Source organism: Neorhizobium galegae (assembly GCF_017877135.1).
Lineage (GTDB): Bacteria > Pseudomonadota > Alphaproteobacteria > Rhizobiales > Rhizobiaceae > Neorhizobium > Neorhizobium galegae_A.
The window spans coordinates 379,095-399,569 of record NZ_JAGIPH010000003.1 but is presented as its reverse complement, the minus strand read 5'-3'; the positions used below and the strand labels follow the sequence as shown (position 1 = coordinate 399,569).

The following is a 20,475-nucleotide window of genomic DNA, read 5'->3' as shown; positions in this document are numbered from 1 at the left end:
CGATCACGGCAGGTGTCAGAATGGCGTACCAAGTCTTGATCACTCTATCCAGATGGAAAACGGCTGTTGATTTTGCAGCGACCGGCATAGCGCCCATCCTTGCGGTGCGCCTCTGTCTGACCGGTGCGGCGGACGCGGTTTCGGGATCGGGCGGCGGTCGGCAGTCGACTGGCCAGCAAAGGCAATCGTCGCCCGGCGGCCACCCTTCTTCAGCAGGAATCTAGGACAAGCGCACCGTCTTTCCAGTGCCTCTGGCGCCAAAATGGTCGGGTTCCGGCGTGACAGCGTCATATGCTGATCACGCAGCCATGCCAGAATGTTGCGCGCCGCCCCTGCCCCGGCACGCCCGGTCGCGCGCAAGGCTGGATCCCGATGTTGCAAAACAAGGTCTTGCCCTTTCGCCTGCCGCCCGCAAAGGAAACAGAATGCTTGCCAACAGTGTGCGTAATGTTTCAATGTAACCAGACGATCGGCGGCGCCGTACACTTCATCGGATCTGCCAGATATGCGCTTGTGCAATGACAAGCGTCGGTGAGGTACGGGCATTCGGGTGGACGGAAACTTAATTGACGATGGTCATAGTACTATCCCATTCGAGATGCTCGGAAAACCACAATCTTCGCACATGCTGATAAATGCTCACTTGCACCCCTTGGCCGGCCGGACCATATGGTGCGAATGCGCGAACAAGGATGACTGACCCATCGTGACCGAAAAAGAGAAAATCGCCAAGGAACCGCGCTGGCTCGGACCGGTGACGCCGACGCGAATCGCCCTTGTTCCGCCCATCTCCGCTGCCCGCTGGCTCCTGGTGCTGATTGTCTTTGCCGGCATCTATTTCTTTCACGGTTTCGTGGTTCCGGTTCTGGCGGCACTGGTGGTGGGCTTTGCCAGCTGGCCGCTCTACCGCGATCTTTTGCGCCGCACCGGCGGCAACACGACGCTCGGCGCGACGATTGCCATCATCCTTGTCATCGCCTTCCTGGTCGTTCCGATCGGGATTGCGATTTCCTATACGATCGGCGAGACGCGCGGCTGGATCGCCTGGGCTCTGCAGGCAAACCGCCTTGGGTCGCCGCCGCCAAAATGGATCATCGAACTGCCGATGGCCGGCACCTGGCTTGGCCAGCAATGGGAACGGCATATCGGCGAACCGGGCGCCATCGGCGAATTGGTGCAGATCGTCAGCGGTGCCAATATCGGCAATATCTACCGAGCGGTGATCGCGGCCGGCGACGGCGCGTTCCACCTGCTTCTGTCTCTGCTGTTCATGCTGATTGCGCTGTTTTTCGTCTATCGCGACGGCGCCTCCTTCTCTCACCAGATCGACATGCTGGGCGAGCGCATCCTGCCGGCGCGCTGGGAGCGTATTTCGCGCGTCGTGCCGGCGACCATCAGCTCGACCGTGACCGGAATGACGCTGATTGCGATCGGCGAAGGCATCGTGCTTGGCCTCGCCTACTGGGTGGCCGGCGTCCCCTCACCCGTGACGCTCGGCGTGCTGACCGGCATCATGGCGCTCGTGCCGGGGGGCGCGCCGCTCTCTTTCACGCTGGTGTCGATCTATCTGGCGGCAAGCGGCTCCTATGTCGCGGGCCTGGCACTTCTCATCTGGGGATCGGTGGAGCTTTTCATCGTCGACAAGACCATCCGCCCCCGCCTTGTCGGCGGACCGATCAAGCTGCCTTTCCTGCCGACCTTTTTCGGGCTGGTCGGCGGGGTCAAGACCATGGGCTTTCTCGGCCTGTTCATCGGCCCGGTCCTGATGGCGCTTCTGGTTGCCATCTGGCGGGAATGGATGCGAGAGATCGAACTGTCCGAGCCGGCCGAAAGCGCCGACTCGCTGACGGGGCTTGCCGCCAAGGATCGGCGTTCCGCCTGATCCGCTTTTAGTCCTTCTTGAGGACGTCCCCCGGCTGCAGTGTCTTTTCCATGAATAGGCTCAGCGGATCGGGGCGATAGCTGCCGAACGGTTCGATCTCGCTGTAACCGGCCTTGCGGTAGAGCCCGATGGCTTCCGGCTGGTAGATGCCGGTTTCCAGTCGCACAACGGAAATATCTTGGGCGACGGCTTCCTCTTCCAGTGCCGCAAGCAGCCGCTTGCCAAGCTTGAGGCCCCGTGCCGCATCATCCACATACATGCGCTTGATCTCGGCGGTGCCATCCTCATGGCGCACCAGCGAGGCGCATCCGAGCACCGTCTGCCCCTGGCGTGCGACAAAAAACGAAACCGTCGACAGTTCCAACTCTTCAAGCGGCAGCATATGATTGCTTTCGGCGGGATAGAGCGAAGCCATGTATGTATTCGAGAGTTCCAGAAGCCGGATGACATCCGGTTGCCGGGGAGGTTCGCGCTCTATGGTAATGTCCTGCTGCATGCCTGCCTCATGATTTCTGCCTTAACGGCGTCACGATCCTCCTCATAAAGGGAGGTCCCGCCCATGCCAAGGATCTCCCATGCGCACCGCTCTTGTGATGATGACGATTCTGGGTTGCGACGACAGCGCGACGGACTGCCGCTATGTCGCAACGCTCGAACAACGCTGGCCGACGCTGGAGCTCTGCAATGCGGTTTCGGAGAAGGAACTGGCCGCCTTTGCCAATATCTCCTATCCGGTGGTGATTGCCGTTTGCCAGGATCCCAGCATCGTCAAAGCCGAAAAGGCGGTGCCCGCGCAAAAACCGGCCGCCCCCCCACCGGCCGAGCCCGCCACGCCGCAGGAGCAGCGCGCGCAGGAGGAAAATCTCGCAAGACAGGCCCTGGGCCGGGTGCGCAACATCCTTCCGAGTGGCGAGAGCGTGCGCAACCTCGTGCAAAGCCCGGTGCGCCTCATGGAAGACGGTTATTCCTGGGTGGCCCGCAAGCTGCGCTGAGCAGGACCCCGTCAGGCGGCAAGGGAGCGCGCAGCCGCGCGTGCACGCCGGCGATGGTCCAGATGGCCCATCTCCTCGACCAAGTCCAAAAGTTCATTGATCGGCGCGTTCGGGTCTGCCGGGCGCTCGACAGTCTCTGTCAGCATGTCGAACATGCCCGTGATCGGCTGGCCGCCGGACCTGCCGGCCTGATGGCGCCAGATCAGCGTCGCCTCAACGAAAAGTGGCGAGATGTCGCGGCTAAGGCCGGCTGATTCGTAGAGTGCCCGCAGGCCATGGCTCCGGCCCGTGGCCATCACGGCGCGCACGCGACCGTGCGACAGCCCACAGAGGTGCGTGATAGAGGCGGCAAAGAGGTCGATGCGCCCGCAGACCAGAGCCTGCATCAGGAAGGTGGCGGTCAGTCGGCGATCGACGGCAAGATGGGCCGCAAGCCGCGCCACGTCCTCTTCTGTCGCGTGATCACACAGTTGCAGGGTCGCGGAATCGGCCGCCTGCCGTGTTACATGTGCCAGCCGCACCGGATCGATGAGGCGCGAGACGAAAGGATTGCTCGCCAAGGCTTCGCCGACATGCCGCACCAGCCGTTCGCGCGCTTCGGCAGGCAGATCGCTCCGACAGAGAAGCTTGCCGCGAACCTGACCATGGCCCGCATGCCGGGCTGCGATGCGCAGCAGGCTGTAGCGCGTGAGGCAAGCCGTGTCGTTGTCGAGGAGCAGAAGGATGTCGCCGATCGCGCCGATTTCGGCAATTGCGGCGGCGGCACCGGCGCCGAGACGGGGGCGTGCGGCAATGAGGCCCCGAACCACGCGGCTGCCGCGCCCGACCAGATCCACCAGGTCGCGGTCGGTCAGGACGGGCGAAAGGGTGAGGATGTGACAGGCGATATCCGGCAGGTCTTCGGCAAGCGCCAGGATGAGGCTGCGCGGTGCGTGCGCTGCCGGCGCAAGCGTCTGCGCCAGCGTGCGGCGAACGCCTGCGGCCGGATCGTCCAGCAGATGGGTGAGCGCTGCAAGGGCGGGCTGGTAGCGGTCGTGGGCAGGCGAGAGCGTCAGGAAGGTGCTGGACAGCGCTGCAGCCGCCTTTTCCCGCTCACCGACACTGGCGTTTTCGGCCCATCGAAGGAAAGTCTGTACGATCACCGATGACGCGCCCCGAACATTAGGAGTAGTCTGCTGCAGACCTCTTCTTGAAGTTGAGGCTAGAGAGAAATGGTTTATGTTCCGTTCACCATGTCCCTTAACTTTTGACAGGGGGTTCCGCTGACCCAAGCGATCGTGCTGCCAAGCCATGCCGCCGTGCCCCGCTGCTGGCAAAGACTGACGGCGGATGCCCTCCAGACGCTTTCGACCTCCAGCCCCCGCAGACCTCTGGTGGATTGGATGGACCTGCACGGCCGCGCGTTGTCCCGAAAAGGCGAGCCGGTCGGCGAGCACAAAAGCCTCGCCGTTCTCCTGCCGCCGCTCACCGATGCGGGCATCGAGGATGCGATTCGCGCCGCCATGCGCTGGCATGCGCGCACCGTCATCCTGCCGCAGGTGACGCAAGCGGCCCTGCTGCAGCATCTGGATGTTTTGCTCACCGTGATCGAGGCGGAGGAAAACCTGCCCGGCCCTCCGCTTAGGATCGCAGCCTGTCCGGCCGACACGCCGGAAGGTGCCGCCTTCGTGCGCGATTTTCGCCGGATGAGCGCGCGGCTGGAGGCGCTGATCTGGGATGGTCCGGCCTTTTGCCGCGCCATGGGTCTTTCCTCGCCCCTGACCGCCGGCGAGGAACCGCAGACGCTCCGCACCGCGCGCAGCCTGTTCCTGATGTCCGCCAAGGCAGCCGGCGTCCTCGTCGTCGATACCGGGTCCAACATTGAGGATGCCGATGCCTTTGCCGCGGAATGTCGTTTTGCCAAGGAACAAGGCTTCGAGGCGATGATCTCCACCTCGCCCATGCAGGCAGAGGTTATCGACGAGGTGTTTGGCGTATCCGCCTAGCCTGCCGCCGGACGCTCGATCTGAAAGACGTCGGTGCCGCCATCGGCGTAGTCCATATAGCCCATGCGCGCCACGGGGCGGGCAAGGCCCATGTCGATGCGGCCGTTGCGGATGATCGATTCGCTGATGTGGATGGCGACCACCTGCCCGAAAACCATCACCTGCTCGCCGGTCGTTCCATCGAGCCCGATCGGCTGGATCACCTGCGTGACCCGGCATTCGAGCGCGGCATGCGCCTCCTCGACAAAGGGCGCATCAACCTCTTTGCCCATTTTCGCCGTCAGGCCGGCCAGTTCGAATTCATTGACGCCATAGGCAACCGGTGCCGATGAGGCATTCATCGGCCCCACGATGAAGCGGCTGACGAGGCTTGCGGTAAAGACGCCGGTTTCCTCGGCGTTCTGGGCGCTGTGCTTTCGGCCGCTCGAGGAAAACATGACGATCTTCGGCCGGTCGGAAACGATGTTGAAGAAGGAATAGGGCGACAGGTTGAGCGAGCCGTCCCTGCCCTTCGTGCCGATCCAGCCGATCGGACGCGGCGCAACGATCGCCTTGAACGGATCGTGCGACAGGCCGTGGTGGTTTTCGTCGGTGGTGTAGAACATCAGTTCGTCTCCTCGCCGACCCAGGTGACGATCTCTGCAAGATCAGGCCGGGGGCGATCCGTCTGCGGAAAGGTGGTCGAGCCGATATAGAGGAAGCCCGCCACCTTCTCCTGCGGTGCAATGCCGAGCACGGCCTTGGCCGCATCGTCATAGGCAACCCATTCCGACAGCCAGTTGGCTGCAAAGCCGTGCGCATTGGCGGCCATGAACAGGTTGAGGCAGACGGCGCCGGCCGAAAGCTCCTGCTCCCAGACGGGGATCTTGAAGTGTTCGGTCGCCGTGCTGACGACGGCGATGACGACTGGCGCGCGGGCAAGCCGGGTCCGCTCGACCGCCTGCAGCTCCGCCGACAGATCGGGCGTCTTCGACAGCGCGATGTCGAGCAGCCGGGCGCCGAGCCGCAGCCTTTCCTCGCCGCGATAGACGATGAACCGCCAGGGCGCCAGCTTGCCATGGTCGGGAACGCGGGAGGCCAGTGTCAGGATGGAGGTGATGGCAGCGCGATCCGGCCCCGGATCGGTCATCTGCGGCGCCGGGATCGAGCGGCGGGTGGCAAGATAGTCGAACAATGTCTTTTCAGTGCTCATGGCAGACAGAAGATCCGTGTTTTGCCGGGCATGACCGATGGTCGAGCTGTCCGGCGGCTGTTGGTGGACGGGGTTTTCCGCCCGGGACTTTTTTCCGGGGCAAACTGCGCCGCTTGGCACGCCTTATGGCTGCAAAAGAAGCGCCGGGCTGTGCGAGGTCTTGAATTTGCCGTCTGGTTGGTCTTGAAGTGGCGGTTCAATCTCAAAGAGTCAACGGTCGCCACGGCATGAAATCATCTCCCTTCGCGGTCGCCTTTCTCGCAACGCTCCTGGTGATCCCGGGCGCTGGCGTCGTCGTGCCCGGCCAGGCTCTGGCGGAAGACGCCTTCAAGACCTTCAAGCAGCTGGACAGCACGGCGAAGATGCCGAAGCTGAATGCGTTTTCGCCAAGTTCCGGCCGCGCCGCGCCGGTTGCCAAGGATGTGACGCTGCAGGCGACGCTGACGCCGAACGGCGAGACGATGAAGACCGGCCTCACCTGGCGCGTGTTCAGCCCCATTCCCGGCCCGGATGGCAAGCTGCCGATGGTGGCGAGTTCCGAAGGCGGGCCGGCCAATTTCATGCTGCCGCCCGGCGATTACTTCGTCAACGTCGCCTTCGGCCGCGCTGGCGTGACGAAGAAGCTGGAAGTGCCGGCCGAGGGGCCGGTTGAAAAGCAGACGCTGGTGCTCGATGCCGGCGGCTTCGTGCTGAACGCCGTTGCCGGAAGCCAGCAGCGCATTCCGGCCAACAAGCTGAAGTTTTCCGTCTATTCCGCCGATGTGCGCGAGGATGGCGAGCGCGGCCTGGTAATGGCCAATGTGACGGCAGACACGATCGTCCGGCTGAACGCCGGAACCTACCACATCGTCTCCGAATACGGCGACATCAACGCGGTGGCGCGGGCCGACATCCAGGTCGAGGCCGGCAAGCTGACGGAGGCGACGCTGCAGCATCGCGCCGCCCAGATCACGTTGAAGCTCGTCTCGCAGCCCGGCGGCGAGGCGATTGCCGATACCGCCTGGTCGGTGCTCACCTCCGGCGGCGACGTGGTGAGCGAAAGCGTGCGCGCCTTCACGACGATGGTGCTGGCGGAAGGCGATTACACCGCCATTGCCCGCAACAAGGACAAGATCTACCAGCGTGACTTCACCGTCACTTCCGGACGCAACGCCGATGTGGAAGTGCTGATGCGCGAGCAGCAGGCGACCAATGTCGACGCCGACTGAGGTTTTCGTCCTACCCCGTCTTGCGAAAGCGTGATCTCGGGATCTCGCGCATGACGAATACGGCTTGATAAAGCTCGGCCAGAAGATCCTTCCGATCCGGAAAAGCCGCCATTTCCTCCCAGCTCCGCAGCGGCCCGATCTTGGCGCGGATCGAGGTGCCCGACAGGCGCTTGAATTCGCGGATCAGCAGCGACAGCCGCAGCGTCAGCGAAATGCGGCTTGCCAGGTGAAACAGCCGGCCGTTCTGGCCGTGGAAATAGACGGGGATGACATTGGCGCGCGCCGCCTGGATGAGGCGCGCCGGAAACATCTTCCACGGCAGGTCTTCAGCGCGTCCAAAGCCTTTTTTGGCTGTTGCAACACCGCCGGCCGGGAAGATAATGATGGTGACGCCCTCCTTCAGGAGCCGCATCGCCTCCCGGCGCGTTTCCATGTTGATCGCCATCGCCTCGCGGGTCTCCTCGAAGCAGACCGGAAGCGCATACGGCTGAAGTTCCGGCACTTTCAACAGTTCGTTGTTGATCATCACGCGGAACGGACGGTTGAGCTGTTCGGCAAGGGACAGGATCGCAATGCCATCGCCAATGCCGAAGGGATGGTTGGCAACGATGACGAGCGGCGCATCCGGCAGGTTTTGCGGCGGCCAGGTGCCCTCCACGTCGAGGCGGACATTGATGAGGTCGAGCATCCGGCCGAACACCCGGTCGGTGCCGATGGAAACATCATGGCGCCAGGCATCGTAGAGACGCACATAGCGGTTGCGGCCCGACAGGCCCTCGATGGAACGAATGACCCAGCGCTTCAGGCGTGGATCACGATCATTGGCGTATGACAATTCCTTGAAACGCAAGGGGCCTCTCCGGGCAGCGGCTTGATGCTGATGGCAGGATTATTGCATTTACATGACAGAATGCTGACAGCCCCTGCACCGGCGGGTACAGGGGCTGTCATGTCAGGCATCAGCTCTGTGCAGCAAGACGCTTTGCAGCACGCCGCTTCAGGTCCGGCGGTGTTGCTTCTTCGCGCAGCGACGCGACGGCTTCATCGAGCGTCATCGAGGTTTGCGCCTGCGAGCCGAGACGGCGGATGTTGACCGTGCGGTTTTCCGCTTCCTGGCGGCCGCAGACCACGATGACCGGCACCTTGGTGACGGAATGTTCGCGGACCTTGTAGTTGATCTTCTCGTTGCGGAAGTCGGTCTCGACGATGAGGCCCGCCTCGCGCAGCGTTTCGGCCACTTCGCGACCGTAGTCGTCGGCATCCGAGGTAATCGTTGCGACAACAACCTGCTGCGGCGCAAACCACAGCGGCATGTGGCCGGCAAAGTTCTCGATCAGGATGCCGAGAAAACGCTCCATCGAGCCGCAGATGGCGCGGTGGATCATCACCGGCTGCTTCTTTTCGGAATTCTGGTCGATATAGAAGGCGCCGAACCGATCCGGCAGGTTGAAGTCCACCTGCGTCGTGCCGCACTGCCATTCACGGCCGATGGCATCCTTCAGCGTATATTCGAACTTCGGTCCGTAGAACGCGCCCTCGCCCGGCAGGATGCCGGTCTTGATGCGCCCGCCAGACTGCGCCTCGATCTCCTTCAGAACCTCCATCATCACGCTTTCGGCGCGATCCCAGAGGTCGTCGGTGCCGACACGCTTTTCCGGCCGGGTGGACAGTTTCACCACCACTTCCTTGAACCCGAAATCCTCGTAGACGGAGAGGATCAGGTCATTGATGCGCAGGCATTCCGCCGCCATCTGCTCTTCGGTGCAGAACACATGCGCGTCGTCCTGCGTGAAGCCGCGCACGCGCATCAGGCCGTGCAGCGCGCCGGAGGCCTCGTAGCGATGCACCAGCCCGAATTCGGCAAGGCGAACAGGCAGTTCGCGATAGGATTTCAGCCCGTGCTTGAAGATCTGCACGTGACCGGGGCAGTTCATCGGCTTCAGGGCAAAGACGCGGTTGTCGGCTTCCTTGTCGTCCGCATGGGTGAAGGCATAGGCCGATTTCACCGCAAACATGTTTTCCTGATACCAGCCCCAGTGGCCAGACGTCTCCCAGAGCGAGGCATCGAGCACCTGCGGTGCATTGACCTCTTCATAGGTGTTGGCAAGCCGGCGGCGCATATAGGCCGTCAGCGTCTGGAACATGCGCCAGCCCTTGCCGTGCCAGAAGACGACGCCGGGGCCCTCCTCCTGGAAATGATAAAGGTCCATTTCGCGGCCGAGCTTGCGGTGGTCGCGCTTTTCGGCTTCCGCGAGCACATGCAGATACTGGTCAAGTTCTTCCTGGGTGGCCCAGGCGGTGCCATAGATGCGCGTCAGCATGGGGCGGGTGCTGTCGCCGCGCCAATAGGCGCCGGCCACCTTCATCAGCTTGAAGGCCGTGCCGATCTGGCCGGTGGAGGCCATGTGCGGGCCACGGCACAGGTCGAACCAGTCACCCTGATAGTAGATCTTCAGATCCTGGTCTTCCGGGATCGCATCGACCAGCTCCACCTTGTAGGCCTCGCCCTTGTCGGCAAACACATCGCGCGCCTTGTTGCGCGACCAGATTTCCCTGGTGAACGGCTTGTTGCGCTGGATGATTTCCTTCATCCGCTTTTCGATCTTCGGCAGATCTTCGGGCGTGAACGGCCAGTCTTCGCGGCTTTCAGGGTGGACGCGCTTGAAATCGTAATAAAAGCCGTTCTCGATCACCGGGCCGATGGTCACCTGCGTACCGGGCCACAGTTCCTGCACGGCTTCTGCCATCACATGGGCAGCGTCGTGGCGAATGAGTTCCAGCGCGCGCGGATCGGTGCGGGTGACGATCTCGATCCGGCCATCGGTGACGGCGTCGGAGAGATCGCGCACAGTGCCGTCGATGGCGATGGCAACGGCCTTCTTGGCGAGCGATTTCGAAATGGATTCGGCGACCGCAAGGCCGGTCGTGCCGGGCTCATAGCTGCGGATCGAACCATCGGGGAAGGTAAGGGAAACTGACACGCTTTTCTCCTGTTATCCAGTCCCGCCAACGAATGCGGGTGGTGATATCGGACCGCGCGATGCGGTCGCTTTTGACCCGGGCGTGATAGGTGAAAAACGCCGGCGCGTAAAGATCAGGCGATCTTTGTGGACGTGCCGATCGAAAGCCCTCAGAGCTTGTTCAGTCGGGCAGGCCCCAGAAGGCGCAGGCACCCGGCGGCAGGGAACTGAGGAATATCTCCAGACGGCGCGCATCGACATGGTGACGGATGGCGCTCGTCACGTCCTCGATGGCGCTCGGCGTTGAAAAATTATGGTTGTGGCGCAGTGCCCTCACCTCGTCCATCATGGCCTCCCGATCCAGAAAAGGCCTTACGGGTTCGCGTATATCCCAATCGCTGACGAAGATCGCGCGCAGCACTGCCGGCAGAAGATTGGCAAAGGCGATCGCCTGTTCCAGAGAGAGCCTGCGGCGAAACACCTGGAGGACGGCTTGCAGCATGGTGTAGCCCTGATGCCGGGTTTTTAGCAGCGAGATCGCCAGAAGGTCCTTCATGAAGGCTTCGAATTCGTCTGTGGCGTGGTGATATTCCATTGGTATCGGCATGGTCAGGCAGCTTTTCGGACAGCATTGCGATAGCGCCACGGCATCCACCAGCGTTGGTGGGCAGCCAGCGTTTCCGGCACCGGGTCGAGCCCGGACGACCCAAAGGGACCACAGCTTGAAAACCGTCTGGCCGTCATCCAGAAGCCGAACCACAGGCCGTGGCGGGCAACGGCTTCATAGCCGAATTCCGAACAGGTCGGGATATGGCGGCAGGAATTGCCAATGAAGCCGGAGAGTGTCAACTGATAAAGGCGGATAAAGCCCATGCCCAGGAGACGGTCGGGCGTCTTTCGAAACGGCCCCTGCCAGTTGCGGCCGCGATGTCGTGTCTTGAGGTTCGGCCGCTGGTCGTCCTCGTCGTCCTCAAGCGCCTCGCAGTGCTGGCACATGGGGTTCAGCCCGCCATGGCCTGGGTTTTTGCCTCGATCTGGTCGAGACAGTCGATGACGGCATCGAAGGTCAGCATGGTGGAGGCGTGGCGGGCCTTGTAGTCCTTCACCGGTTTCAGGATGCGCATCTCCTCGAAACGGCCCTCCGGTCCCTCGCCGCCCTCCTTCAGCATCGACAGCATGGCATCGCGCGCGGCCCGCACATCCCTGGCGCTCGCGCCGACCACATGGCGGGCCATGACGGAAGACGAGGCCTGGCCAAGGGCACAGGCGCGCACCTGGTGGGAAAAATCGTCGATGACGCCGTCCTTCATCTTGACGAAGACGCGCACCTTCGAACCGCAGAGCTTGGAGTGCTTTTCCGATGTCGCATCGGCATCGTCCATCGCGCCGGTACGCTCGATATTGCCGGCGAGTTCGAGGATTCGGCTATTGTAGATATCGTCCATCATTCTCTCTCGCGGCTTGCCGGCTTTTGTCTCACGCTGCACGCAGCGCTTATCAGCGCCGGGTCTGCATGCGGATCGCGAACGGATTGTCTATGGTCCGGTGCTGGTCGCGCAGCCTTCCCGACTATATATGATGATCGAAGCCTTACGCATCAAGGCGGAAAGTTTTGCCGGAATGCCGTGAGAAAGCGGTAGGCTTTATCTTGTAAAAACCGATCCGTCAGGCCAGAAAGCCCGTAATGCCAGATCGGCACCGGACTTTGAGACAACCGGAGACGCCAGCCGACAGGCTTTGGTCAGGTGCGGCCTTGAACCGCATCAGGAGACGAGAAGATGGACGCCATCGTGAAAAATTTCCCTGCTGGCAACAGCGAGGCTCGCCCCACCCAGCAGGAAGCCGAGGACGCCGTGCGCCTTCTGTTGCGCTGGGCTGGCGACGATCCGAGCCGCGAAGGCCTGATCGATACGCCCCGGCGCGTTGCAAAATCCTATCGCGAGCTGTTCAGCGGTTATGGCGAGGATCCGCATGAGGTGCTTGGCCGCACCTTCGAGGAAGTGGCCGGCTATGACGATATCGTGCTGGTGCGCGATATTCCGTTCTATTCCCATTGCGAACATCACATGGTGCCGATCATCGGCAAGGCACATGTCGCCTATCTGCCCAAGGGCCGCGTGCTGGGGCTTTCCAAGATCGCCCGGCTGGTCGAGGTGTTTGGCCGGCGCCTGCAGACGCAGGAGGCGATGACGGCGCAGATCGCCCATGCCATCCAGTCGGTGCTGGAGCCGCGCGGTGTGGCGGTGATGATCGATGCCGAGCATCTGTGCATGTCGATGCGCGGCATCCAGAAGCAGGGTTCCTCGACGCTCACCACCACCTTTACCGGCGACTACCAGAACAATGCGGCCGAGCAGGCGCGTTTCCTCACCATGATCCGGCGCTAGCGCGCGCCGGACAGTTTCAGAGTATCTATCATGACGATCGAATTTGAAGCGGCGCCGCGCGACAAGGCGGCGCTGGAAGACAAGGGCCCGTTTACCCCCCGCTTCGACGAGGCCGGCCTCGTCACCGCCATCGTCACTGACATCCGTGACGGCCATCTGCTGATGGTGGCGCACATGAACCGGGATGCGCTGGCGCTGACCATCGAAACCGGCATTGCCCATTACTACAGCCGCTCGCGGGCAAAGATCTGGAAGAAGGGCGAAACCTCCGGCAATCTGCAGAGCGTGGTCGAGCTTCTGACCGATTGCGATCAGGATGCCGTCTGGCTGAAGGTGTCGGTGGCAGGCCACGATGCGAGCTGCCACACGGGGCGCCGGTCCTGCTTCTACCGCGCCGTGACGCTGGTCGACGGTCAGCCGCAGCTGCACATCACCGACACGGACCGACATTTCGATCCTGAAACGGTTTATCACGACGGACATTAGTCAAAGTCGTTTACGACCGCCTTCCATTTGGCCATAACATCAACGAATTCTCAACCGAAACCGGCGCTAGATGAACGTCCGGGGGATGTTCAGCTGAAGGACGGATGCAGGCATGCTGAACTGGGGTTGGAATCGCGGCGATGTGCCGGCAGCAAACGCGGAGGGAAGTGCAAAGGCACCCGCCGCGCTCGTTGCCACTGAACGGCCGGTGCGCAAGGCAAAGCTTGCGCTGGCGCTGGGCGGCGGGGCTGCGCGCGGCTGGGCCCATATCGGCGTGCTGCGCGCGCTCGAAGAGGAAAACATCGAGATCGGCATGATCGCAGGCACCTCCATCGGTGCGCTGGTTGGCGGTTGCTATCTGGCCGGCAAGCTGGATGCACTGGAAACATTTGCCCGCTCGCTTACCGTCCGGCGCATTGCCGGTCTTCTCGATCTGACGATCGGCGGCGGCGGGCTGTTCGGTGGCCTGCGGCTCACCAAACGCATGCAGGAGGATCTCGAGGATATCGCGATCGAAAACCTCGACCGGCCCTTCGTTGCCGTCTCGACCGAACTCAATACCGGCCACGAGGTGTGGATCACCAGCGGTTCGCTGATCACCGGCATGCGCGCCTCCTATGCCCTGCCCGGCATTTTCGAGCCGGTGAAATGCAACAACCGCACGCTGGTCGATGGGGCGCTGGTGAACCCGGTGCCGACATCCGTCTGCCGCGCCTACGAGCAGCCGCTCGTGGTGGCGGTCAACCTGAACTACGATATTTTCGGCCGATCGGCCGTGGTCAAGCACAATGCCAGCGTGATGCCTGTGGTCGAAGGTCAGCACACCAAGGTGCGCGAGGCGCGGATCGGTGTGACCAGCGTCATGGTGCAGGCCTTCAACATTATCCAGGAGAGGATTTCGCGTGCGCGGCTGGCGGGTGACCCGCCGGATCTGGCGCTGCATCCGCGCCTGAGCGATATCGGGCTGTCCGAATTCCACCGGGCCGGCGAAGCCATCGATCGCGGCTATACCGAAACCAAGGCCCGAATCGCTGAACTGAAGCGCATGCAGGACGTGTTTGCCAGCTGACGGCCGCTTCCTCGCAGCCGTCAGCCCCAGGATGCCTCAGCCGGCGATATAGGCCATCATGTGTTCGCTTTCGGCTTCCACCTCGCGAATGCGTGCTTTCACCACATCGCCGATCGAGATGATGCCGATCAGCTTGCCGCTCTCTTCCACGGGGACATGCCGGAAGCGGCCGGTGCTCATGATTTCCATCAGTTCGTTGAGACTGGTCTCTTCGCGACAGCGGATGACATTGGCCGTCATGCCGGATGACACCGGCTTTTCCAACCCGGCAGCCCCATCTTGCGCCACGACGCGGACCAGATCGCGTTCGGTGAAGATGCCGGCAATGCGGCCCTCAAGGCTCGTGATGACGGCGGCACCGATTTTATGTTCGGCCAGAATGGCAGCCACCTCGGCCACCGTCTTCTCCCGTCCGACGGAGATGACGTCGCGGCCCTTGGTATCCAGAATGTTCTTGACGGAGACAGGCATCAATTCCTCCTATTGACTGTGTCTGGATGCGCCCTCGACCAAACTCCCCACACGCCACGGCACACCCACACAGGAATGGTGCGCCTGCTTCCGCCGCTTTGCAACCGCCAAGCGGGCCCTTACAGGCTTTTGTTAAGCAACTTCTTTTTCACTCACCAGCGGATCGAAGAGGCCAAACAGCAGGTAGCCGAAGAGGAAGCCGCCGATATGGGCGTCCCAGGCGATGGCGCCTGCGTCCGAGCCGACCAGCGGCATGCCGACGGCAATCAGGACGTTGCCGAGGAACCAGACCACGGTAAACACCAGCACCGTGCGGTTCTTCATCGCCGTCACAATGCCCTGGCGCGGCAGGAAATGCGACGAATCGCGCCGCATGCCGCCGCCATGCCGTGGAAAGGCGAAGCGGCAGGCCGCGCCCATCAGCGCCGACACCACGCCGGACGCACCGATGAGGAGCGTTTCCTGGCCCCAGTTGAGGGCCGCGTGGAAAAAGGCGGCTGCGGCAGCCGAACAGATCCAGAAGGCAAGATAGCGCACGGTGCCGATCCGGCGCAGCACCGGCGCGCCGAAGGCCGTCAGCCACAGGCCGTTGAAGATCAGGTGTTCCAGACTGCCGTGCAGCAGCGAATAGGTGACCGGCGTCCACAGCCATTCCAGTCCCTGGTCGGTCAGCGGATAGACATAGCGCAGCGGCGTGAAGGCCAGTTCGAACAGCACGATGTCACGCCACTGGTCACTCAACAGATAGGCGTCCACCAGATAGAGCACGACCAGCAGACCAAGCGTCAGGACGAGTAGTCCCGGCAGGTTGAAGATCGGCTGCGAGGCGGCCCGCGGTCTTTGTATGCCCGGCACCGACGTCTGGACGCCCGGCGACCGGACCGTTTCCTCCCGCCGTGGCTGTTCGCCTGAGCCTGGCGCGTTGGGCGAATCGTCCATCGGTGCATCCTTCGCGTTTTCGATCCCCGACATATAGGCGTGTCACCGACCGAGGGAAAGATGAACCGGGGAAGATGACCTTGCGCCTGGAGAGGCCACGCCGAGCGCCGGAAACAAGGACAGGGGGTGAAAATGTAACTCCTGCTCCGCTTGTAAGAAAACTGTTGCACGCATGGACTAAAGGCGGAGCGCGCGATGCCGGCGCCCGAACGCTGCATCTCTTGTTCGTCCACCGTTTACAACGTCCCGGACAGGATCGACAGCACGGCGACTGCCCGGTGCCGGATTGTCCTGCTCCAGAAAGGCCCTCCGCCATGCGTGCTTTTGTCCCTGCCCGCCCGACCGCCGCCCTCACCGTTCTGCTCCTCCTGTCGAGCGCCCTGACGCCGGCCTTTGCCGATACTCTGGTTCTGCCGCCGGCACCGGCGGGCCTTGGCCATGCAGACAGCGCGCCTGCGCCCGCCGGCATCCCGGCCTATGTCGATACCGGCGCCAGTAACCAGCGTGGCGATGCCTGCCTTTCGACGCTTGAAACCAATGCCGGGGTGCGGCTTCTCTCCGGCTTCCTGGAGATCTGGACACCGCGCACGCCTTTCGTCGATGCTGATCAGGATGCACCGGCAAAAGACGGCTGCGCCGCCGTCACCAAATCCGATTGGGACGGCCTGCCGCGTAGTGCAACGGATGGCACGATGAAGAACCCTGCGGTGCATGCCGCAAACCTTGCCTATGTCATCCGCACCACGGCCGCCAACACGCCTGAGGACGATCTCGAAGCCTATCTGGATGACCGCCGCGGCAAGAGCGTCAGCATCACCGACGGGCTTGGGCCGCTGGCTGACGCCTGGCGCAAGGGCGTGCAGCAGACGACGACGGTGACCGACATGCCCGCCGATGCGACGAGCGTCAAATATGATGACAAGGGCAACAATCGCGGCGTCGGTAGCAAGGATGGCAATGCGGCGATGGGCAAGGCCGTGGATCTGGTCGAAGCCGGCAGCAAGGATGGCTCCACCGAACCCGCCAAGCGCTATTACAAATATGCCCGCCCTTATCGCTGGAGCGAGGAGGTGCGGGTCGTGCCGCAGCTGGAGCCGGCCAAGAGCACCAAGCCTGCCGGCGATGGCGGCTTTCCGAGCGGCCACACCGCCGAAGCCTGGCGCGATGCCCTGGTGATGGCCTATCTGGTGCCGCAGCGTTACCAGGAAATGGTTACCCGCGCCGTACGCATGGGCGAGAATCGCATCCGGGCCGGCATGCACCAGCCCTTCGACGTGATCGGTGGGCGCATGCAGGCAACGGCCGTTGTCGCCTATAACCTCAACCGCGCCGACTATGCGGGCCTGAAGGCGGAGGCCTATCAGCAGACCCAGAGTTTTCTGGCAACCGATACCGGTGCCGCAGGCTTTGACGGCCTGATGGCTCTTGCCCATTCTGCGCCCGCTGGCACCGATCCCTTTGCTGACCGGTCCGCAAACGCTGCCTTCGTTGCGCCCCGCTTCAGCTACGGCCTGCCGAAGATCTCCGCTGGCGATGCCGCCGCTGTGGTGCCGAAGGGTGCTGAAGTCCTGCTCGAAACGCGGCTTCCCTATCTCGATGCAGCCCAGCGCCGGCTTGTCCTGAAGAGTACGGCGCTTCCCGCCGGCTACCCGATCATGAGCGATGCGGAAGGCTGGGGCCGCTTGAACCTCTTTGCCGCTGCCGATGGCTTTGCAGCCTTTGACGGCGACGTGACGGTCACCATGGACGCGGCAAAGGGCGGCTTCAACGCAGCCGACAGCTGGAAGAACGATATTGCTGGCGTAGGCCGACTGGTAAAGACGGGCAGCGGCAGCCTGACCCTTTCGGGCAATAACAGCTTTTCCGGCGGCGTGATCGTCGAAGACGGAACGCTTGTTGCCAAATCCTCGCGCGCATTCGGCACGGGCGATCTTTACGTCTCCGGTGGCCGGGTCGTGGTCGCCGACGCGCATCCTGCCGTTTCGGGCAACCTCGTCCTGCGTCGCGCCGGTGGGCTTGATGTTGCCCTGTCCGGCAAGGATGGCGGCATCACCGTCGCAAAGAGCGTTGCCGTCGAAGGCGGAACGCTGCGGGTGAGCCTTGCCGCAGGCTATACGCCGTCTGTCGGCGACGAGCTTTCGCTCATCCGCTCCGACAGCTTCAACGGGACGTTCGAGGCGATCGTGCTTGAAGGACATGACACGGTTCCCGTCTATGGCAAGACCGGGCTTTCGCTGCGCATCACGAAATAAGCTTTCGGCCACTAGCCAGAAAGAGACACCGGGCGGCCCGCATTTTGCGGGCCGTTTCCATTGCGTCGGCCCCCTCTTTCCGCCCTCTGGTCGCCGCTCCCACCATGTTGGCACGATTTTCGCTCCTACTATCCATATCGCGCAAAAAGCGCCGCGGACGGGATTGAAACGAAACACATGGTGTCAATGCGAAACGAGCGCAGCAAGGAAGTCTTCAGCTATTGGGACAGCTTGCGTCTGGGAGAGCCGGCGCCGAAGCGTGCGCAGGTCAATCCGGCAGAGCTGCGCCACCGTCTTTCCGATCTTTTTATCCTCGACCAGGAGGGCGAAAGCCTGAACTTCCGACTGGCGGGTACGCGCATCTGCGACCTCTTCGACAGGGAGCTTCGGGGCAACCCGTTCGAGGTATTGTGGGATGGTCCCTCACGGGCCGTCGCCAACCGTGCGGCTCAGCTTTCGCTTTGCACCGAACGGCCGGTGGTGATGACCCTCTCGGTTGCGGCTTGGCCCGATTATCCGGTTTTCGAGACGCTGTTGCTGCCGCTGCGATCCGGAGCCGGCCGCGCCGACCGGTTGCTGGCAAGCCTTCTGCCGCTCGGGCGTTTGCCGACGCTGCGGCCGCTGGCGCTGGGCGCCTTTCGTGTCGACCATTGGCAGATGATCGACATGCTGGCGCTGGCAGAGAAACTGGAGGCAATGGCTTCCGCGGATCGTCGTCAGTAAGCCCTCCTCGACCAGCCTTGTCCGACCCCGGCCAGCACACGTAACGGCTGCCGAACGCTGCCGGTTTTCGCAGGCCCCCGGAACCATATGTTAACCGCCCCGGCTGTATCGATGGCATGTTGCGCCAGACGAACCCTGCGAAGGACGGTGATGTTCACGTTCCGGAACGCCCCATCTCAGAGCCGCCCGATGCCGATGCACGGTTTCCAGCGTGTCTCGGTCAATATGCCGGGCCGCCTGATGCTGGACAGTCACGAGGAATATCCCTGCACCGTCACCGAAATGTCGCCGGGCGATGTGGTCATGACCTGCGTTGGCGCCCCTGTCGAAGGCGAGCGCATCATCGCCTATATCGATCATCTTGGCCGGCTTGAAGGCAAGGTGCTGGAGCTAAACAATACCGGCTTCGTCATGTCGGTCATTGCCACCGGCCGCAAGCGCGAGAAACTGGCCGCCCAGCTGATCTGGCTTGCCAACCGCCATGAACTCGGCCTGCCGGAAGACCGCCGTCACGATCGCCTGAGCCCACGCGTCACGCGCGCGGAACTCACCCTGGAAGATGGCAGTCGCTACCCGTGCCGTCTGGTCGACCTGTCGCTGTCCGGCGCGGCCATCGATATCGAGATGCGGCCGAAGATCGGCAGCCCGGTGATGCTCAATCACCTGCGTGGTCGCGTCGTGCGCCATTTCGCCGAAGGCGTGGCCATCGAATTCGCAAGCATCCAGACCCGCGAAAGCCTCCGGGCCTTTCTCTGATCCTTCCGCCGTTTCCGGATGAGGCGACCGCAGCCTGCGCCATGCGTTGCGCCGGCACCGATGCGTTCCACATCCATCGTGTGTGCGATCTCTCGCCCCGATGCCGGCCATGCGGCACCTGCCTCAGCGAAAAAAATCCTGTTCCGGCACATTTTTTTGAGGGTTGCCGAGGGCCTTGATGATCGCAAAAGCCGATCTCATGGACCGTGCATTCATGGACATCGCCGGCTCCGAACGGCGCCAAGCCCAGCAAAACTGCCACTGGTGCCGTTATCGGAAGGCCGAGCTTGATCAGAAACTGCAAGCGCTTAGCGGGAAAAGGATCGAATTTTATCCAATTCCATCCCGGTTTCCAGCGGAGACCGCGCGGTGGCTGCGGTTCCCGGTCGATAAAACTTTAGCCGAATTCGAGATAAGTTTGATTAAAACAAGCATCTGATTTGACAGCGCAATTTCGTCCAAGATCAAGACGACGGTGCCATTATCCTCCTGTCCAAGGAGAGAATGTGCATGTCGTACACAAAGATCATCGGCGCGGGTTTTGTCGCTCTTTGCCTGACCTTCCTGTCCACACAGGCCGCCTTTGCCTTCGCCGGATCCATGCGCATCACCGGCAAGGCGAATCCCCCGATTGGCCATTATGAATTCTGCCAGAGCAATCCGGGCGAATGCTCGGTGCGCACGGCCGACACCGGTCCGCTGACGCTGACCGAAGAGCGCTGGCGCACGATCCTTGAGGTCAACTATACGGTCAACACTGAGATTGCCCCGATGACCGACCAGGAGATCTATGGTGTCGAGGAGCGCTGGGCCTATCCGACGACGGTCGGCGATTGCGAGGATTTCGCCCTCTTGAAGCGCAAGATGCTGATCAACCAGGGATTCAACCCCTCCAACCTCCTGATGACCGTCGTGCTGCAGCCGAATGGCGAAGGTCATGCCGTCTTGACGGTGCGCACCGATCGCGGCGACTTCGTGCTCGACAACATGCGCAACAAGGTCATGCTCTGGTCCGAGACCGAATATACCTTCCTCAAGCGTCAGGCGACGGACAATCCCGCCAACTGGGTCAAGCTGCAGGATGGCCGTGCGACAGCCGTGAGCAGCGTCCATCGCTGAGACCCCGTCCCGACCGAATTCATTCATCAAGGGCCTGCCGTTATCGCGGCGGGC

23 protein-coding genes are annotated in these 20,475 nt (G+C 62.5%); 12 read left to right on the top strand and 11 right to left on the bottom strand.

What is annotated here, in order from left to right:
* The first annotated feature begins 706 nt into the window (after window positions 1-706).
* Window positions 707-1,882, top strand: coding sequence for an AI-2E family transporter (locus tag J2858_RS12165; RefSeq protein ID WP_210105066.1), 1,176 nt, complete (start codon window positions 707-709; stop codon window positions 1,880-1,882).
* A 7-nt stretch (window positions 1,883-1,889) separates the two neighbouring features.
* Here J2858_RS12165 and J2858_RS12160 read toward each other — a convergent pair whose 3' ends face one another.
* Window positions 1,890-2,378, bottom strand: a complete 489-nt coding sequence (locus J2858_RS12160) for a GNAT family N-acetyltransferase (RefSeq protein WP_210105065.1) — start codon at window positions 2,376-2,378, stop codon at window positions 1,890-1,892.
* A 79-nt stretch (window positions 2,379-2,457) separates the two neighbouring features.
* On the opposite strand from J2858_RS12160, the gene J2858_RS12155 reads away from it, so the two are divergent.
* Complete coding sequence (locus tag J2858_RS12155) at window positions 2,458-2,874, top strand: hypothetical protein (RefSeq protein WP_210105064.1); 417 nt, start codon at window positions 2,458-2,460, stop codon at window positions 2,872-2,874.
* 11 nt (window positions 2,875-2,885) lie between these two features.
* Here J2858_RS12155 and J2858_RS12150 read toward each other — a convergent pair whose 3' ends face one another.
* On the bottom strand, window positions 2,886-4,016 hold the full coding sequence (locus J2858_RS12150; protein ID WP_210105063.1) for a DUF2336 domain-containing protein: 1,131 nt from the start codon (window positions 4,014-4,016) through the stop codon (window positions 2,886-2,888).
* Window positions 4,017-4,256: 240 nt separating this feature from the next.
* Between J2858_RS12150 and J2858_RS12145 the strand changes: the two genes are divergently transcribed.
* A complete protein-coding gene (locus tag J2858_RS12145) occupies window positions 4,257-4,859 on the top strand; it encodes an aldolase/citrate lyase family protein (protein ID WP_210105062.1) in 603 nt (200 codons plus the stop codon).
* Here the strand turns inward: J2858_RS12145 and J2858_RS12140 are convergent.
* Together J2858_RS12140 and J2858_RS12135 are read right to left on the bottom strand one after the other, a co-directional pair.
* Window positions 4,856-5,464 (bottom strand): flavin reductase family protein, encoded by a 609-nt coding sequence (locus J2858_RS12140; protein ID WP_210105061.1) that lies wholly within the window; start codon window positions 5,462-5,464, stop codon window positions 4,856-4,858. The two genes, J2858_RS12145 and J2858_RS12140, sit on opposite strands and share 4 nt — an antisense overlap.
* Window positions 5,464-6,051: a nitroreductase family protein gene (locus tag J2858_RS12135; protein WP_210105060.1), complete on the bottom strand. Its 588-nt coding sequence runs from the start codon at window positions 6,049-6,051 to the stop codon at window positions 5,464-5,466. Before J2858_RS12135 ends, J2858_RS12140 begins: the two co-directional genes overlap by 1 nt.
* A 227-nt stretch (window positions 6,052-6,278) precedes the next feature.
* Between J2858_RS12135 and J2858_RS12130 the strand changes: the two genes are divergently transcribed.
* Entirely contained in the window at window positions 6,279-7,259 is a 981-nt protein-coding gene (locus J2858_RS12130) for a hypothetical protein (RefSeq protein ID WP_245365733.1), read from the top strand.
* 10 nt (window positions 7,260-7,269) lie between these two features.
* Here the strand turns inward: J2858_RS12130 and J2858_RS12125 are convergent, their stop codons facing one another.
* The 5 genes from J2858_RS12125 to J2858_RS12105 all read right to left on the bottom strand — a co-directional run bounded on the left by J2858_RS12125 (window position 7,270) and on the right by J2858_RS12105 (window position 11,667).
* A complete protein-coding gene (locus tag J2858_RS12125) occupies window positions 7,270-8,109 on the bottom strand; it encodes a lysophospholipid acyltransferase family protein (protein WP_210105059.1) in 840 nt (279 codons plus the stop codon).
* A 109-nt stretch (window positions 8,110-8,218) separates the two neighbouring features.
* Window positions 8,219-10,240, bottom strand: coding sequence for a threonine--tRNA ligase (thrS, locus tag J2858_RS12120; protein WP_210105058.1), 2,022 nt, complete (start codon window positions 10,238-10,240; stop codon window positions 8,219-8,221).
* A gap of 160 nt (window positions 10,241-10,400) precedes the next feature.
* Window positions 10,401-10,826 carry a DUF2267 domain-containing protein gene (locus tag J2858_RS12115; protein WP_210105057.1) on the bottom strand — a complete coding sequence of 142 codons (426 nt, stop codon included), beginning with the start codon at window positions 10,824-10,826 and terminating at the stop codon, window positions 10,401-10,403.
* Window positions 10,827-10,828: 2 nt separating this feature from the next.
* Entirely contained in the window at window positions 10,829-11,215 is a 387-nt protein-coding gene (yidD, locus tag J2858_RS12110) for a membrane protein insertion efficiency factor YidD (protein WP_210105056.1), read from the bottom strand.
* Window positions 11,216-11,220: 5 nt separating this feature from the next.
* Entirely contained in the window at window positions 11,221-11,667 is a 447-nt protein-coding gene (locus J2858_RS12105; RefSeq protein WP_210105055.1) for an iron-sulfur cluster assembly scaffold protein, read from the bottom strand.
* Window positions 11,668-11,997: 330 nt separating this feature from the next.
* On the opposite strand from J2858_RS12105, the gene folE reads away from it, so the two are divergent.
* From folE to J2858_RS12090, 3 genes are all read left to right on the top strand, one after another.
* On the top strand, window positions 11,998-12,606 hold the full coding sequence (gene folE, locus J2858_RS12100; protein WP_210105054.1) for a GTP cyclohydrolase I FolE: 609 nt from the start codon (window positions 11,998-12,000) through the stop codon (window positions 12,604-12,606).
* 30 nt (window positions 12,607-12,636) lie between these two features.
* Window positions 12,637-13,092: a phosphoribosyl-AMP cyclohydrolase gene (gene hisI, locus J2858_RS12095; protein ID WP_210105053.1), complete on the top strand. Its 456-nt coding sequence runs from the start codon at window positions 12,637-12,639 to the stop codon at window positions 13,090-13,092.
* Window positions 13,093-13,204: 112 nt separating this feature from the next.
* Window positions 13,205-14,161 carry a patatin-like phospholipase family protein gene (locus tag J2858_RS12090; RefSeq protein ID WP_210105052.1) on the top strand — a complete coding sequence of 319 codons (957 nt, stop codon included), beginning with the start codon at window positions 13,205-13,207 and terminating at the stop codon, window positions 14,159-14,161.
* Between the two features lie 36 nt (window positions 14,162-14,197).
* Here J2858_RS12090 and J2858_RS12085 read toward each other — a convergent pair whose 3' ends face one another.
* On the bottom strand, window positions 14,198-14,632 hold the full coding sequence (locus J2858_RS12085; RefSeq protein ID WP_210105051.1) for a CBS domain-containing protein: 435 nt from the start codon (window positions 14,630-14,632) through the stop codon (window positions 14,198-14,200).
* A 132-nt stretch (window positions 14,633-14,764) separates the two neighbouring features.
* Entirely contained in the window at window positions 14,765-15,571 is an 807-nt protein-coding gene (locus J2858_RS12080; RefSeq protein ID WP_210105050.1) for a rhomboid family intramembrane serine protease, read from the bottom strand.
* A gap of 314 nt (window positions 15,572-15,885) precedes the next feature.
* On the opposite strand from J2858_RS12080, the gene J2858_RS12075 reads away from it, so the two are divergent.
* The 5 genes from J2858_RS12075 to J2858_RS12055 all read left to right on the top strand — a co-directional run bounded on the left by J2858_RS12075 (window position 15,886) and on the right by J2858_RS12055 (window position 20,421).
* Complete coding sequence (locus tag J2858_RS12075) at window positions 15,886-17,823, top strand: acid phosphatase (RefSeq protein WP_210105049.1); 1,938 nt, start codon at window positions 15,886-15,888, stop codon at window positions 17,821-17,823.
* 177 nt (window positions 17,824-18,000) lie between these two features.
* Complete coding sequence (locus J2858_RS12070; RefSeq protein WP_210105048.1) at window positions 18,001-18,546, top strand: PAS domain-containing protein; 546 nt, start codon at window positions 18,001-18,003, stop codon at window positions 18,544-18,546.
* 150 nt (window positions 18,547-18,696) lie between these two features.
* Window positions 18,697-19,302: a PilZ domain-containing protein gene (locus J2858_RS12065; protein WP_210105047.1), complete on the top strand. Its 606-nt coding sequence runs from the start codon at window positions 18,697-18,699 to the stop codon at window positions 19,300-19,302.
* 178 nt (window positions 19,303-19,480) lie between these two features.
* The gene (locus J2858_RS12060) at window positions 19,481-19,741 is read left to right on the top strand and encodes a hypothetical protein (protein WP_210105046.1); all 261 of its coding nucleotides are present in this window, start codon (window positions 19,481-19,483) and stop codon (window positions 19,739-19,741) included.
* 71 nt (window positions 19,742-19,812) lie between these two features.
* Window positions 19,813-20,421, top strand: a complete 609-nt coding sequence (locus tag J2858_RS12055) for a transglutaminase-like cysteine peptidase (RefSeq protein WP_210105045.1) — start codon at window positions 19,813-19,815, stop codon at window positions 20,419-20,421.
* The last annotated feature ends 54 nt before the right edge of the window (window positions 20,422-20,475 follow it).